The sequence below is a fragment of the Bradyrhizobium sp. SZCCHNS3016 genome, from assembly GCF_032484535.1.
In the GTDB taxonomy this organism is placed as follows: Bacteria; Pseudomonadota; Alphaproteobacteria; order Rhizobiales; family Xanthobacteraceae; genus Bradyrhizobium.
On record NZ_JAUETE010000019.1, the window covers coordinates 1 to 14816 of the forward strand.

12 protein-coding genes are annotated in these 14816 nt (G+C 65.8%); 11 read left to right on the forward strand and 1 reads right to left on the reverse strand.

The annotated features are described in order from the left end of the window. Positions 1-560: 560 nt before the first annotated feature. A complete protein-coding gene (locus tag QW881_RS28455; RefSeq protein WP_315758278.1) occupies positions 561-1511 on the reverse strand; it encodes a helix-turn-helix domain-containing protein in 951 nt (316 codons plus the stop codon). Between the two features lie 161 nt (positions 1512-1672). Between QW881_RS28455 and QW881_RS28460 the strand changes: the two genes are divergently transcribed. The 11 genes from QW881_RS28460 (at position 1673) to QW881_RS28510 (ending at position 14773) form a co-directional block, all read left to right on the forward strand. Further along, the gene (locus QW881_RS28460) at positions 1673-2893 is read left to right on the forward strand and encodes an amino acid ABC transporter substrate-binding protein (RefSeq protein ID WP_315758277.1); all 1221 of its coding nucleotides are present in this window, start codon (positions 1673-1675) and stop codon (positions 2891-2893) included. A 78-nt stretch (positions 2894-2971) separates the two neighbouring features. Further along, positions 2972-3847, forward strand: coding sequence for a branched-chain amino acid ABC transporter permease (locus QW881_RS28465; RefSeq protein ID WP_315758276.1), 876 nt, complete (start codon positions 2972-2974; stop codon positions 3845-3847). Beyond that, complete coding sequence (locus tag QW881_RS28470; protein WP_315758275.1) at positions 3844-5514, forward strand: branched-chain amino acid ABC transporter ATP-binding protein/permease; 1671 nt, start codon at positions 3844-3846, stop codon at positions 5512-5514. Before QW881_RS28465 ends, QW881_RS28470 begins: the two co-directional genes overlap by 4 nt. Next, positions 5507-6256: an ABC transporter ATP-binding protein gene (locus tag QW881_RS28475; protein ID WP_315758274.1), complete on the forward strand. Its 750-nt coding sequence runs from the start codon at positions 5507-5509 to the stop codon at positions 6254-6256. Before QW881_RS28470 ends, QW881_RS28475 begins: the two co-directional genes overlap by 8 nt. A gap of 9 nt (positions 6257-6265) precedes the next feature. After that, positions 6266-7717, forward strand: a complete 1452-nt coding sequence (locus QW881_RS28480; RefSeq protein WP_315758273.1) for an aldehyde dehydrogenase — start codon at positions 6266-6268, stop codon at positions 7715-7717. Positions 7718-7990: 273 nt separating this feature from the next. After that, positions 7991-9121 (forward strand): PepSY-associated TM helix domain-containing protein, encoded by a 1131-nt coding sequence (locus tag QW881_RS28485; protein ID WP_315758315.1) that lies wholly within the window; start codon positions 7991-7993, stop codon positions 9119-9121. After that, on the forward strand, positions 9118-9387 hold the full coding sequence (locus tag QW881_RS28490; RefSeq protein WP_315758271.1) for a hypothetical protein: 270 nt from the start codon (positions 9118-9120) through the stop codon (positions 9385-9387). Before QW881_RS28485 ends, QW881_RS28490 begins: the two co-directional genes overlap by 4 nt. A gap of 637 nt (positions 9388-10024) precedes the next feature. Further along, positions 10025-12382 carry a TonB-dependent siderophore receptor gene (locus tag QW881_RS28495; protein WP_315758269.1) on the forward strand — a complete coding sequence of 786 codons (2358 nt, stop codon included), beginning with the start codon at positions 10025-10027 and terminating at the stop codon, positions 12380-12382. A 363-nt stretch (positions 12383-12745) separates the two neighbouring features. After that, entirely contained in the window at positions 12746-12976 is a 231-nt protein-coding gene (locus QW881_RS28500; RefSeq protein WP_315758268.1) for an MbtH family protein, read from the forward strand. Between the two features lie 20 nt (positions 12977-12996). Continuing rightward, entirely contained in the window at positions 12997-13725 is a 729-nt protein-coding gene (locus tag QW881_RS28505) for a thioesterase II family protein (RefSeq protein WP_315758267.1), read from the forward strand. 163 nt (positions 13726-13888) lie between these two features. Then, positions 13889-14773, forward strand: coding sequence for a TauD/TfdA family dioxygenase (locus QW881_RS28510; RefSeq protein ID WP_315758266.1), 885 nt, complete (start codon positions 13889-13891; stop codon positions 14771-14773). Positions 14774-14816: the final 43 nt, after the last annotated feature.

Genomic DNA, 14816 nt, shown 5'->3' on the forward strand with positions numbered 1-14816 from the left:
CCCCGCGTTGACCGTTTCTTTCGAATGCCCATCGCAACCTCCTCATCGAGTGTTGCGACGACCAATTGAATCCACCCGGCCCTCCCTGCGCGATGGTTGAACGGCTGCTTCGCTTTCTCCCTGGTGCACCGGGCTTTCTGGCCACCATCCCCACGCGAAGCAAAGCCTCAACGTGAGTTGATATCAGCATCGGGATATCAGGACCGAGCGACTTGACCGTGCGTGGCGGATTGTTCGTCGGCGCGAGCAACCCGCGCTGCAATCCACCACGCCCACCGCTCCCCGCCTCGCATGTCGTGACGACCGCGATACGCCCCTCAGCTCGAGACGGGATGTGGGAATAGAACCATGATTTCCGTAAAAACGAAAGCGGAATATTTTTGGCGCGGGGACTGGACAGGCCAAATCAGCTTGATCGCGCAGCGCAAATCAGCTTCTCGGCGCGTTGAGCATCCAGCGGTTGCGCCGCCCGTCCGAACTCGGGATTTGCTGGTCCGACGCTGACGCGTCGTCCTGAAATGACGAAGAGGGTGACCGATGCGCCTGGCTGCGCCGCTCCGTCACGGCCAGTCGGCGAAGTTGAGGATGGCCCGTGACTGGCCTTTGGTCCGCTGCGACGAAACACCCTTGCGCCAGGCGCCCGGTGATTGACCGGTGTGCCTGACGAAGAAGCGGTTGAAATAGGCGCTGTCCTTGAAGCCGAGCGCGAAGGCGATCTGCTTGATCGTCGCGGTGGTGGTTTCGAGCCGGGTCGCCGCCTCCTGAATGACGCGTTGCTGAATCAGCGCGCTCGGTGACCGCTGCAGCACGCGGGTGCACAGCGCGTGCAGGCGATCCGGCGTCACGCCGAGCAGCGCAGCGTAGTCGGCGACCCGCAACTGCTGATGAAAGCGTTCCTCGACGAGCCGGCGAAAGCGGCTCAGGATCTCGGCGCTGGAGCCTTGCGCCTCGCCGGCGCTCTCGTCGGCAAACAGCCGCCAGAAACGCAGCACGCACAGGGTCAGCTCCGACGACATGATCGAGGCCGCGCCGCGCCGTGAGGGATTTTCGATCTCGGCTGCGATCGCCGCCATCGAGCGCGCGATGACCGCGGCGAACTCGGTCGTGACGGAGAAGGCCAGGACGGCCTCCGTGCCTGCGAGGTCGAGATAGGCGGGCTCGGCCGAGGAGGGCAGGTGGCGGTGCCAGAGCCCGGAGCGCAGCCGCAGGAGATGGCCGGCGGAACCGGCCGCGACGTCGAGATGCTCGACCCCTCCCGCCGGAACCCAGACCAGCGCCGCACCAGCCCAGGTCTGGATTTCGCCATCGGCGAAGCGCACCGAGGCCGTTCCGGCGGTCAGGCAGAGCAGGTGGACGAACGGCCGCGCGGCATCCGAGCGCAGGGCCCAGCGCCGTGCCTCGAAATGCGAGGGAATGACTTCGGCTCCGAGCGCTGCCGGGGTGCCACGGGCCGTCGGCGGCAGCGTCCGAGGCGCGGCATTACGCGCAGTCGCCGCCCCAGAAAAGTGCACTCTTTTGCCGGAACTGTCCATTGCGCCACCCAAGCCTGCGGTGTTTCCCTCGTCAAGTCCCGACGACCGCAAACAAAAACCGCGGACGACGTCGGGGCAGAGGAACGTCACCGATTCACCCGCGCGGTCCGCGCGCGTGAACATGGGAGGAGGACAGACAGATGACTTCGACCAACCGTCGTCAGGTGTTGCGGATCGCGGGAGCGGCGGCGATCGCAGCCGGCTTTGCCGTATCGGCCGCCCAGGCACAGTCGCAGGACAAGATCCGCATCGGCTATGCGATCTCGAAGACCGGCCCCTATGCCGGCGGCGCCGGCATCACCACGCTGCCCAACTATCAGCTCTGGGTGAAGGACGTGAACGCGGCCGGCGGCATCAAGCTCGGCGACAAGCGCCTGCCGGTCGAGATCGTCGAATATGACGACCGCAGCTCGTCGGAAGAGGCGGTGAAGGCGATCGAGCGCCTCGCCAACCAAGACAAGGTCGACTTCATCCTGCCGCCCTGGGGCACCGGTCTCAACCTCGCGGTCGGTCCGACCTTGAACCGGCTCGGCTATCCGCATCTCGCGGTGACGTCGGTGACCGACAAGGCGCCGGAGCTCGCCAAGCGCTGGGCCAATGCCACCTTCTGGCTCGGCACCTCGGCGCAGATCTCCAATGCGCTCGCCGAGCTGCTCGGCAAGCTCAAGAGCGAGGGCAAGATCGGCGGCACCGTCGCGATGGTCAGCGTCGCCGACCAGTTCGGCATCGAGCTCGCCGCCGCCGGGCGCGAGGCCTTCAAGAAGGCCGGACTGACCGTCGCCTACGACAAGACCTATCCGATGGGGTCGCAGGATCTGCAGCCGCTGCTCAAGGATGCGATCGCGAGCAACGCCGATGCCTTCGTCGCCTTCAGCTATCCGCCGGATACGATCGGGCTGACAGAGCAGGCGCAACTGCTCAAGTACAATCCGAAGATCTTCTATGTCGGCGTCGGCACGGCGTTTCCGCTGTTCAAGGGCAAGTTCGGCGCGGGCAGCGACGGCGTCATGGGCATCGGCGGCTGGAACGCGGACGCGCCCGCGCTCAAGGACTATCTCGCCCGCCACAAGGCGGCGACCGGGCAGGAGCCGGATCGCTGGGCGAGCCCGATCACCTATGCGAGCCTGCAGGTGCTGCAGCAGGCGATCGAAAAGGTCGGCAAGGTCGATCGTGCCGCGGTCGCCAAGGAGATCCGCGAAGGCACCTTCGACACCATCATCGGCAAGGTGAAGCTGAAGGACGGCCTGCTGCAGGAGGTGTGGGGCGTCGGCCAGTGGCAGAACGGCGAGTTCTATGCGCTGGCGCCGGCCTCGCTGCCGGGCGCACGCGCCGCTGTCGTGCCGAAGCCGGAATGGAAATAGCCGGAACGAGGTCGTGAGCTCGCGGGCGCGCGTGATCCGGCGTGCGTCCGCGGGCTTCGCGCAAGAGGCACGCGCCCCATGCTGATGTTCGACATCCTGCTGCCCGGCCTGGTGCTGGGGGGTATGTATGCCCTGATCGCGCTCGGACTCACGCTGCAATATGGCGTCGCGCGCATCATGAACCTGTCCTATGGCGAGTCGCTGGTCGCGGCCGCCTTTGGCACGCTGTCGCTCTATTCCGGCCTGCAACTGAGCCCGCTGCTGGCGCTGCTGCTCGCGATTCCCGTGGCGGCGCTGCTGAATTGGCTGCTCTATCGTCTGCTGCTGCAGCGTCTGATCCGCCGGAGCAAGGACGCCGGCGCGCAAGAGGTTGACAGCATCCTCGTCACCTTCGGCGTGCTGTTCGTGATCCAGGGCGTCATGCTGGTGGCCTTCGGCGGGCAGTATTACAGCTATAGCTATCTCTCCATTCCCGTGACGGTGCTCGGCTCGACGCTCGCGGTGAACCGGCTGGTCGCGCTCGGTTTCGCCGCGCTGATCGGCACCGGCGTCTATCTCGCGCTGACGCGAACAAGGATCGGCACAGCCGTGCGTGCCGTCGCGGTCGATGCCAATGCCGCGCGGCTGGTCGGCATCGATGTCGCTTGGCTCGCGGGCCTGGCGTTTGCGTTCGGCGGTGGACTGGTCGCGGCCGGCGGCGTGCTGGTCAGCATGTTCCTCACCTTCAATGCCTCGATGGGCGTCGTGTTCACGATGAAGGCGCTGGTGGTGGTGATCATGGGCGGCGTCGGCAACGTCATGGGCGCGCTGGCCGCAGGGCTGCTGCTCGGCGTCGTCGAGACCGCGGTGGCGCGGCTGGTCGATCCCGGGCTGACCTTGGCGGCGACGTTTGCGATGTTTCTGGCCGTGCTGCTGATCCGGCCGACCGGACTGTTCGGAAAGGCGGCGTCGTGATCAGCCCCGGCAAGATTCTCGCCTGGTGCATCGGGCTCGTCGGCGTTGCCGCGGCAGTCGCGCTGCCGCTCTATGCCAACGGCTACTATCTCGCGCTTGGCATCAGCATTCTCTATTTCACCGTGCTGGCAACCGCCTGGGCGATGTTCTCCGGGCCGACCCGCTACGTCTCGCTGGCGACGGCTGCGTTCTTCGGCATCGGCGCCTATACGGCGGCGGTGACGGGCGAGACGCTGAGCTGGCCGCTGCAACTGATGACCGCTGCGGGTGTCGGCGCTGTCGTCGCGGCCGTCACCGGCCTGTCGACGCTGCGGCTGTCCGGCATCTACTTCATCATCTTCTCGTTCGGCCTGGCCGAGCTGATCCGCCAGCTCGTGATCTGGTACGAGGTCAACATCCACAAATCGGTCGGCCGCTATCTGTTCAGCGACATCACCCAGGAGATGCTGTACTGGCAGCTCTGCGCGCTGACGGCGCTGGTCTTCCTCGCGGGCTTTCTGCTGACGCGCTCGCGCTATGGCCTCGCGCTGCGCGCGATCGGCGCCGACGAGACCGCCGCGCGCCATTCCGGCATCGATGCGACCGCGGTGAAGCTCGGCGTCTTCATCGTCAGCGCGGTGTTCATGTCGGTGACCGGCGCGATCATGGCGCCGCGCTGGACCTATATCGATCCGGCGATCGCGTTCAACCCGATGATCTCGTTCCAGGTCGTGATCATGGCGCTGCTCGGCGGCGCGGGATCGCTGATCGGCCCGGTGCTCGGCGTCATCCCGCTGGTGCTGCTGTTCGAGGTGCTGACCGCGGCGCTGCCCAATCATTTCAGCATCGTGCTCGGCCTCATCTTCATCGGCATCGTGATGGCGCTGCCGCGCGGTGTGATCGGCCTCGTCGACAGCACCTGGCGGCAGGAGCGCCGGGTCGTGCCCGCGAAGCCCGAGCAGGACGGTCGGCCGCTGCTCGTTGCGGAGGCCGTCGGCAAATCCTTCGGCGGCCTGCGCGCCGTCGACAGTGTGAGCCTTGACGTCCGCGCGGGCGAGATCCTCGGCGTGATCGGTCCCAACGGCTCGGGCAAGACGACGCTGCTCAACATGCTCTCGGGCGCGCTCGTGCCCTCGGCCGGCACGATCCGCTTCGGCGGCACCGTCATCAGCGGCCTCGCGGCGCACCGGATCGCGCGGCTCGGGCTTGCCCGCACCTTCCAGTTGGTGCGCGTGATGCCGGACCTGACGGTCGCCGAGAATGTCGCGGCGGCGGCGTTGTTCCGCACGCGCCAGACCGGTGCGGCCGCAGAATCGATCCATGAGCTGCTCGCCCTGGTCGGCCTCGATGGCATGGCGGAGATGCCGGCGGGCGACCTCACTTACATCGACCAGAAGCGGCTGGAGCTGGCCCGCGCGCTGGCGCTGCATCCGCGTCTTGTGCTGCTCGACGAATGGCTGGCTGGGCTCAATCCGACCGAGCTGGAGACCGGCATCGAGCTGATCGCCTCGCTGCGCGACCGCGGCATCACCATCGTGATGGTCGAGCATGTGATGGATGCGATCCGCGCGCTGTGCGACCGCTGCGTCGTGATGAGCGCCGGCACCGTCATCGCGCGCGGCACGCCGGGCGAGGTGCTCGCCGATCCCGCCGTGATCACAGCCTATCTCGGAGAGCCCGATGCTTGAGATCAAGCGGCTGTCGCACGCCTATGGCAAGCACCAGGCGCTCACCGATGTCGCGCTCGAGGTCGCGCGCGGCGAGATCGTCGCCATCCTCGGCGCCAACGGCGCCGGCAAGTCGACGCTGCTGAAGGCGATCGCGGGACTGATCCGGCCATCGGCCGGGTCCGTGATCCGCCTCGGCGGGACGGATATCGCGTCGCTCGCGCCGCATCTGATCGTCGAGCGCGGCATCGCGCTGGTCCCGGAAGGCCGCGGCGTGTTCGGCGATCTCACCGTCGCCGAGAACCTCCAGCTCGGCGCTTATCCTTCGCGCGCCCGCGACGGCGAGGCCGCGCGGCTGGCGCACGTGCTCGCGCTGTTTCCGCGCCTCACCGAGCGCATGGGGCAGGCGGTGCGCACCATGAGCGGTGGCGAGCAGCAGATGGTCGCGATCGGCCGCGCGCTGATGTCGCGGCCCGATTTGCTGCTGCTCGACGAGCCGTCGCTCGGCCTGTCGCCGCTCTTGAGCCGCGAGGTGTTCCGGGCGCTGAGGACGATCCGCGGCGACGGCGTCGGCATCCTGATGGTCGAGCAGAACGCGCGCGCCAGCCTCGACATCGCCGACCGCGTCTACCTGATCGAGCAGGGGCGCAACGCCGGCCGGGGGCCGGCGTCCGAGATGAAGAACAATCCCGACATCCAGCGCGCGTATCTGGGCCAGTCGCGCGCGCCGGCTTCCGCAACCGCATCAACCCCATCGACCTAGGAGCGCCCCATGAACGCGATCAATCTCCTGATTGGCGGCAAGGACCAGTCCGCCACCAACCAGCGTACCTTCCAGCGGCTCAATCCGATCAGCGGCGAGATCGCAACCATCGTTGCGGCGGCGTCGATCGATGACGCGCTGCGCGCCGCCGATGCCGCCGCGGCGGCATTTCCGGCGTGGTCCCGGCTCGGCCCGGGCGAGCGCCGCAAGCGGCTCAATGCGGCTGCGGATGCGCTGGCGCGCAACGCCCCGGAGTTCATTACGCTGATGATGGCCGAGACCGGCGCCACGGCGGGCTGGGCCGGCTTCAACGTGCATCTCGCCGAGGGCATGCTGCGCGAGGCCGCGGCGATGACGACGCAGATCGCGGGCGAGGTGATCCCGACCGACGTGCCCGACAACATCGCGCTGGCGTATCGCCAGCCGGTCGGGGTCGTGCTCGGCATCGCGCCGTGGAATGCGCCGGTCATCCTCGGCGTCCGCTCGGTGGCGATGCCGCTCGCCTGCGGCAACACCGTGGTGCTGAAGGCCTCGGAGATGAGCCCGGGCGTGCACCGGCTGATCGGCGCGTGTCTGGCCGAAGGCGGTCTTGGCGACGGCGTCGTCAACGTCGTCACTAATGCGCCCGAGGATGCGCAGGCGGTGGTCGAGGCGCTGATCGCCCATCCCGCGATCCGCCGCGTCAACTTCACCGGCTCGACCCGCGTCGGCCGTCTCATCGCCATCGCCTGTGCCAGGCATCTGAAGCGCGCGCTGCTCGAGCTCGGCGGCAAGGCGCCGCTGGTCATTCTCGACGATGCCGATCTCGACGCCGCGGTGAACGCCGCTGCGTTCGGCGCCTTCATGAACCAGGGCCAGATCTGCATGTCGACCGAGCGCATCGTGGTCGACGACAAGGTGGCGGATGAATTCGTCGCAAAGTTCGCCGCCAAGGCCAACAGCCTGCCTTACGGCGATCCGCGCAAGGGCAATGTGGTGCTGGGCTCGCTGGTCAGCGCCGCCGCCTGCGACCGTGTCGGCGGCCTGATCGAGGACGCGGTGGCCAAGGGCGCCGTGTTGGCCGCCGGCGGCCGCGGCACCGGCACGATCATGCCCGCGACCATCGTCGATCACGTCACGCCGGCGATGCGCATCTATGGCGAGGAGAGCTTTGGCCCGGTGGTGACGATCGTGCGCGTCGGCGGCGTCGACGAGGCCGTGCGCGTCGCCAACGACACCGAATATGGTCTGTCGTCGGCGGTGTTCGGCCGCGACATCGCCCGCGCGATCGGCGTCGCCAAGCGCATCGAGTCCGGCATCTGCCACGTCAACGCGCCGACGGTGCATGACGAGCCGCAGATGCCGTTCGGCGGCGTCAAGGCCTCCGGCTATGGCCGCTTCGGCGGCAAGGCCGCGATCGACGAGTTCACCGAGCTGCGCTGGATCACGGTGCAGACCGGCGAGCGGCATTATCCATTCTGAGACGGCGTTTGCGGCCCGGCCCTGGCTCATCGTCGGATGCAGCCAGAGCCGGTTGCGTTCCGCGCGGCCATGCGCGGCAGCGATTCGATATGTGTCGATGGTGCGAGGCGTGATCGAAATTCACGTTGCAGCTCCGCTGGTTGCGGCAGACAGGCGCGCCACTTTAAAGAAATTCCAACGGCTTTAGATCGATTCAGTTTGCTGCGGCCCTTCTCTTGCCTGACGTTCGGATCATCACGTGCAACGTCGATGAAGAAGGGTGGGTTCGAGCGCATGCGGCTGTGGGTTCAGGTCCATACGTGGACGTCGCTGATCAGCATGATCTTTCTGCTGATGCTGTGCCTGACCGGGCTTCCGCTGATCTTCCATGACGAGATCGATCATCTCTTCGAGGACGAGATCGCCGCGCCGGCGATGCCGGCCGACACGCCGCTGCTGCCGCTCGACCGCCTGATCGCGGCGGCCAAGCAGCAATTGCCGGAGCAGCATGCGCTGTTCGTGAGCCTGAAGCAGGCGGAGCCGCTGATCGTGGTCGCGATGTCGCCGACCGCCATTCCGGTGCCCGGGCAGTTTCATCGCCTCACCGTGGATGCGCGCACCGGCGTCGTTCTCGGCGAGGAGGCGCCGCATCAGGACGTCATGGACGTGATCCTGCGCATCCACCGCGACATGTTCACCGGCCTGCCGGGCGAGCTCTTTCTCGGACTGATGGGACTGGTGTTCGCGGCCTCCATCGTCTCGGGCGTCGTCGTCTACTGGCCGTTCATGCGGCGCCTGCAGTTCGGCACCGTGCGGGATCGCTCGGCCCGGCTGAAATGGCTCGACCTGCACAATCTGCTCGGCATCGTCACGGTGAGCTGGGCGCTCGCGGTCGGTCTGACCGGCACCATCAACACGCTGGCGGTGCCGCTGTTCGATCTCTGGCGCGCAAAGACCATGCCGGCGCTGCTCGCGCCCTATCAGGGCAAGCCGCTGGCGGAAGCAAAATCGATCGAGGCCGCCGTTGGCGCCGTCCGCACCGCGTTTCCGGACCGGCTGGTGACGTCCATCACCCTGCCGACGACGACGCGGTTCGGCAGCCCGCAGCATCTGATGATCTGGACCAAGGGCCGCACGCCATTCACCGCGCGCATGTTCAAGCCGGTCCTGGTCGACGCCCAGGACAGCAGCAAGATGGTCGCGCCCGAGCTCGCCTGGTATCTCACCGCGCTGCAGGTGTCGCGGCCGCTGCACTTCGGTGACTACGGCGGGTTGCCGCTGAAGATCATCTGGGCCGTTCTCGATGTCATCACGATCATCGTGCTGTGCAGCGGACTCTATCTGTGGGCCGCCAAGCGCTGGGGCTTCCGCGGGAAGGTGTCCGGCGTTGTTACATCGGCAGCGCCTGCGGTGGTGTCGCCATGAGCTCCTCGGCCGCATCGGCGACGCCATCTGCCCGCGTCGCGCAACTCTCGACCTGGCAGGTGTTTCGTGCGCCGCTGCTGATCGGCCTGGTCGCCGCAGCCGGGCTCGCCTTCGGACTGTTCGGCGACGGGCTCTGGGACGGCCTGTGCTGGCTCGGGCTGTCGATTCCGATTCTGCTGTCGCTCGCGTACGGCACGAAACTAAGCCGCGGCGCGAAGGCCGGAGCGCAAGGCGCTCGGGCCGGGACGCAGGATCTGCCGCTCTGAGCGCCGACGTCCGCCGTCGGTCGGCGGAAGATACCCCGCATCATTGACCTCGATCCGCGCTGCTGGACGATGCGCCAGGCGCGATGGCCCTGATGCGCTCGGTCGGCCAACGATCCCACGCATCTCTTCTCTCTCTCGCGCGACGCGTCATTGCGATGGCAGCGCGCTGCGTCGGCGGCGCGTGATCGGTCTCGCGCAGCGAGGACCGACGCGGGCGGCGTCGCTCCGCCCCGGAAACAAACAGATACAATGGTCCCGGTGATTTCTTCGATCAGCGCGCGGCGCGGCGGAGATGTGGCGCATTTGAAAGCAAAGATTGATTCAAAAGTGGCAATGTGATTAGTTATCATCGTACGATTGATCGAAATTTTTCGATCAGCTCGAGACGATCGGTGTCGTGAGCTGTATCAGCCGAAACGATCGCATCGTTCTTCCCCGCGACATGCGCTTCTTTTGAAGGCTTCAAAGAAGCGAAGGGAAAAGAATCTCGTAGTAGCGACAACCTGTTGAGCTGATCGATTCGGCGAAGCTGTCGCTCGTTAGACGAGTTCTACGTCGCACAACGCCATCCTCAAATACCTGTGTGTTAGGACCACCGACGAGCCGAGTTGGAACTTGGAATGATCGGGGTGTCAGGATGGTTTGTCGCGTTTGGGATAAAGACGTTGGGTTGATGATGTCGTTGGGACTTGTGAGCTCATTGGCGCTCACGCTGAATGTCGGAGGCGTTCAACCGGCCTTCGCGCAGACCAAGCTCCCCGATGTGACCGTCGACGCGCCGAAGCCGAAATTCCGGCAGACCGCTTCGAGGCCCCAGGCGACCTCGACGCGAACCGCTCAGCAGCGCCGCGTCGCTCCGCGCAACCTGCCGCCGACCGCGCCGGTGGCCTACGTGACGCCGTCGACGGGTACGATCGGCGCGCCGCCGTCGCCCTATGCCGGCGGCCAGGTCGCGAGCGGCGGCGGCCTTGGGCTGCTGGGCAACCGCGGGGTGATGAACACGCCGTTCAATCAGACGAGCTTCACATCGCAACTGATCCAGAACCAGCAGGCGCGCACGATCCGCGACGTGCTGATCAATGATCCCTCGGTGCGCACGACGCAGGCTGCGGGCGGCGGTGCCGACGGCCTGTTCATCCGCGGCTTCTTCTACGACAGCGGCGACTACGCGCTGAACGGCCTCGCCGGCATCGCGCCGTATTATTCGACGGGCGCCAACTTCATCGAGCGCGTGGAGCTCCTGAAGGGGCCGAGCGCGCTGCTCAACGGCATGACCGTCGGCGGCACCGGCGCTGCGAGCGGTGGCGCCGTCGGTGGCAGCGTGAACCTGATCACCAAGCACGCGCCCGACGTCGACATCACGCAACTCACCGGAACATTCGTGTCGAAGTCCCAGTTCGGCGAGCAGATCGACGTCAGTCGGCGCTATGGCGAGCACAAGGAATGGGGCGTCAGGCTCAATAGCTCCTACGCGAACGGCAATACCCCTTGGAACCGTCAGACCGACGAGCTCGGCAACGTGGCGCTCGGCCTCGACTATCGCGGCGAGAACGCCCGCCTTGCGGTCGACCTCGGTTACCAGGCGGATACGCTGAAGCCGCCATTGCGCTTCTTCGGCGTCGGCGCGATCACCAAGATTCCGGATCCGCCGAAGGCAGGGCTGAACTTCCAGGTGCCTTGGGCCTATTACGCCCCGACCGACTTCTTCACGACGGTCAAGGGCGAAGTCGATCTGAGCGACCGGATCACGGCCTATGGCTCGTTCGGATACCACGACAGCAACATCAACTATTCCTATCCGTCGCCCACGATCAATACCAACGCGGGTGCGCTGTCGGCTGTTCCGGGGCAGGGCAAGGAGACGTTCGAAACATTTGCCGGAGAGGCCGGCGTTCGACTCAACGTCGACACCGGGCCGGTCAACCATTCGCTCAATCTGGGCTATTCGATCGTCGACCGGACCTATAACCAGCGTGTGCTGTGGCCGGTGACGAATCCCACCGCATCGACCGTGGCCTTGGCCGGTGCAATCCCGACGAGCTGGAATCTCTACACGGAACCGGTCAACTCGGCGGCGCCGAACTACAATTACCTGCGCCTCAGCCAGATGACGGGCGTCAACCTGTGGAGCGTCGGCGTCTCGGACACCATGTCGATGTTCAACGATCGCCTGCAGTTCGTCGTGGGCGCACGGCGCCAGACCGCGGGGACCGAGGTCACGGATTATCTCACGGCTGGAAACAGCCGCCCGTTCAAGGACGAGTCGATCTGGACGCCGTCCTATGCGGTCATCGTCAAGCCCGCCGAGCGCGTCTCGCTCTATGCCAACTATATCGAGGGGTTGCAGACACCGGCCGTGGTCTCGGGCACGTTCGCCAACGCGGGTACCGTTTTTCCGCTCAGTCCGACGACGCAGGCGGAAACCGGAATCAAGATCGATTTCGGCCGGATCACGACCACCGCCAGCCTGTTCGATATCACCCAGCGCAGTGTTGTCACGGTTGGAAGTGGCGCGACGGCGACCCAACAACTCGATGGGCGTCAGCGCAACCGCGGTGCGGAATTCAATGTCTTCGGCGAAGTCACGCCGGAGTTCCGGCTGCTGGGAGGTTTGGCTTACATTCACGGCGTCCAGGAAAAGACGACAAACGGCGTGAATGACGGCAAGCGCGCCATCGGTGTCCCTGAGCTGACCGTAAACCTCGGTGCCGAGTGGGACACGCCGATCGTGCGTGATCTGACGCTAACGGGTCGCGTCGTCTACACGGGAGCGCAGTACGTCAACGCCACCAATACACTCTCCATACCTGATTGGACGCGGGTGGACCTCGGCGCGCGCTACAAGTTCACGTCGCCCTGGAACGGCAAGCCGATCGTCGTCCGTGCCAGCGTCGAGAACGTGTTCAACAAGGCTTATTGGGCATCTGCCTATAGCGGAGTGATCACGTTGGGAGCGCCGCGCACCTACCTTGTCTCCACGACCTTCAACTTCTGAAGCGTCGGCCAAATGACGGCGACGGGGCCGCCGCACGGAACATGTGCGGCGGCCCGGTTAGTTCGAGAGAGCGTCGACCTCGATGTGAAGGCGACGGCAATCGGACGGTTTGCGACGCGCATGCGGGCCCGCGAAGCGACAGCCGCGCGCGAGATGATATTGCTGCGGTATCGAACTATGCGGTGCCGACAACAAGGCCGCTGGTATCATTGGTATGAGCCGATGCATCCTGATGTTGAATCGTCACCGGCGTGTCACCTTGGAGAGATTAAAAACTTCGATCGGCGGTATCCTTTTGACTGTCATTATCAACTGCATTACTCGTAGTTCATCAACGTCGTTTGTTAGTAGGAGTAGCCGGGCATGATGATCTTCGACAGAGATGACGTCACCTTCACCGTCGTCGTGAATCACGAAGAGCAATATTCGATCTGGCCGACGTTCAAGGACATTCCGAACGGGTGGACCGCCGTCGGCGTGACCGGCAGCAAGAAGGAATGTCTCGATCACATCGAGCAGGTGTGGACCGACATGCGGCCGCTCTCGCTGCGGAAATTCATGCAGGAGAACGCGCAGGTTTCTGCCGAATCCTGAAGCGAAGGAGGCTGGCTGCCATGCGGCTGATCTGTTTGCCCTATGCCGGCGGCAGCGCCATGGTCTATGCGCGCTGGAGGAGAGGTCTTCCGTCCTGGATCGAGGTCCTGCCGCTGGAGCTGCCAGGACGGGGCGCACGGATGGACGAGCCGCTGCAAACGGATGCGACCGCATTGGCCGATCAGCTCGCGTCCGAACTGATCGGGACGCCGTTGGCGGAGCCTTACGTCCTGTTCGGGCACAGCCTCGGCGGCTTGCTCGCCTTCGAGCTCGCGCACAGGCTGCTCGCGCTCGGCGCACCAAGGCCGCAGATGCTGCTCGTGTCCGGAACGGAAGCGCCGGCCGTGCGCGACGGCAGCCGCTGGCGCGAGCCGCTCGGTGACGCCGCATTGCGCGAGGAGCTTCTCAGGCTGAACGGCACACCGCCGGAAGCGTTGCAGAGCATGGAGATCATGCGCAGCACGCTGCCGATCCTGCGGGCCGATTTCCTGATGTGCGGGAACTACGTGTATCGGCGGCGCCAGCCGTTGCCGTGTCCGCTGCACGTGTTCGGCGGAGAGCTCGACGAAACGCGTGCCGAGGCACTGGAGGCATGGCGGGCCGAGACCTCCGGCACGTTCGGCCTCGACATGCTGCCGGGCGACCATTTCTTCATCCACAGCCAGCAGGCGGATCTGCTGAACCTCGTTGCCGCATTGCTAGCACGTCGGGCGTGGCCGGAGCTCGCCGTTGCTCGCGCGGGGCCTTGAGCGGCCTGCCGAAAGCAGGACCCAGCCGGGAAGCCGGCTGGTGAAGAGACTTCGATGCTGAATCGACGGGAGACGGGGAGAGGTCATGTTCGCGATACAATCTAAAATAGAACAGGAATCATTGCCGTTCCTTCTGCGGGCCAGCCGCACGAGGCAGCCGCTGATGGAGGCCGTCAGCGAGGTCCGCGACATGGTCGAGCGCCAGCTCTACGCGTGCGGCGGAATTCTCTTCCGTGGCTTCCATCTCGACGGCGCCGAGGCGTTCAGGAGCTTCGCCGCGAGCTTTGGCCATCCGCTGCTGTCCTATGAATTCGGCTCGACGCCCCGATCGCAGGTCAGCGCCGGCGTCTACACCTCGACCGAATATCCGCCGCACCAGAGCATCCCGCTGCACAACGAGCAGGCCTATACGCGCGACTGGCCGATGAAGATCTGGTTCTATTGCGAGCAGGCGGCACAGCAGGGCGGCGAGACGCCGGTCGCCGACAGCCGGTCGATCCATCGCGACATGCCGGCCGCGATCCGTAGCCGCTTCGCCGAGCGGGGCGTCATGTATGTCCGCAACTACGGCAGCGGACTCGACGTCGACTGGCGGCAGGTGTTCGGCACGGAGTCGAAGGCCGAGGTCGAGGCCTATTGCGCCTCCCATGCGATCGCCTGCGAATGGAAGGATGGCGACGAACTGCGGACGCGGCAGGTCTGCCAGGGGACGGCGGTGCATCCCGTAACCGGGGACATGGTGTGGTTCAATCAGGCGCATCTGTTCCACGTCTCCAGCCTCGCGCCCGAGGTGCGGGAAAGTCTTCTCGACATCGTCGGCGATCCGCTCGAGCTGCCGCGCAATGCGTTCTACGGCGATGGCGCGCCGATCGAGGATGAGACGCTGGCGACGGTCAGAGCCGTGCTCGACCGGCACAAGATCGTCTTCCCCTGGCAGACCGGCGACGTCGTCATGCTTGACAACATGCTGACGGCGCACGCGCGCGAGCCGTTCAAGGGGCCGCGCAGGGTGATCGTCGCGATGGCGCAAGCCCATCGTGTCAATTGAATCCGCCCAATCGACCAGCAGCCGCTATCGGACCCTTCGCAAG

Bases quoted from the DNA above. Each gene is read 5' to 3' on its own strand.
- QW881_RS28495 (WP_315758269.1), top strand. From the start codon at position 10,025: ATGGTTTGTCGCGTTTGGGATAAAGACGTTGGGTTGATGATGTCGTTG.
- QW881_RS28460 (WP_315758277.1), top strand. From the start codon at position 1,673: ATGACTTCGACCAACCGTCGTCAGGTGTTGCGGATCGCGGGAGCGGCG.
- QW881_RS28465 (WP_315758276.1), top strand. From the start codon at position 2,972: ATGCTGATGTTCGACATCCTGCTGCCCGGCCTGGTGCTGGGGGGTATG.
- QW881_RS28475 (WP_315758274.1), top strand. From the start codon at position 5,507: ATGCTTGAGATCAAGCGGCTGTCGCACGCCTATGGCAAGCACCAGGCG.
- QW881_RS28500 (WP_315758268.1), top strand. From the start codon at position 12,746: ATGATGATCTTCGACAGAGATGACGTCACCTTCACCGTCGTCGTGAAT.
- QW881_RS28510 (WP_315758266.1), top strand. From the start codon at position 13,889: ATGGAGGCCGTCAGCGAGGTCCGCGACATGGTCGAGCGCCAGCTCTAC.
- QW881_RS28480 (WP_315758273.1), top strand. From the start codon at position 6,266: ATGAACGCGATCAATCTCCTGATTGGCGGCAAGGACCAGTCCGCCACC.
- QW881_RS28490 (WP_315758271.1), top strand. From the start codon at position 9,118: ATGAGCTCCTCGGCCGCATCGGCGACGCCATCTGCCCGCGTCGCGCAA.
- QW881_RS28505 (WP_315758267.1), top strand. From the start codon at position 12,997: ATGCGGCTGATCTGTTTGCCCTATGCCGGCGGCAGCGCCATGGTCTAT.
- QW881_RS28485 (WP_315758315.1), top strand. From the start codon at position 7,991: ATGCGGCTGTGGGTTCAGGTCCATACGTGGACGTCGCTGATCAGCATG.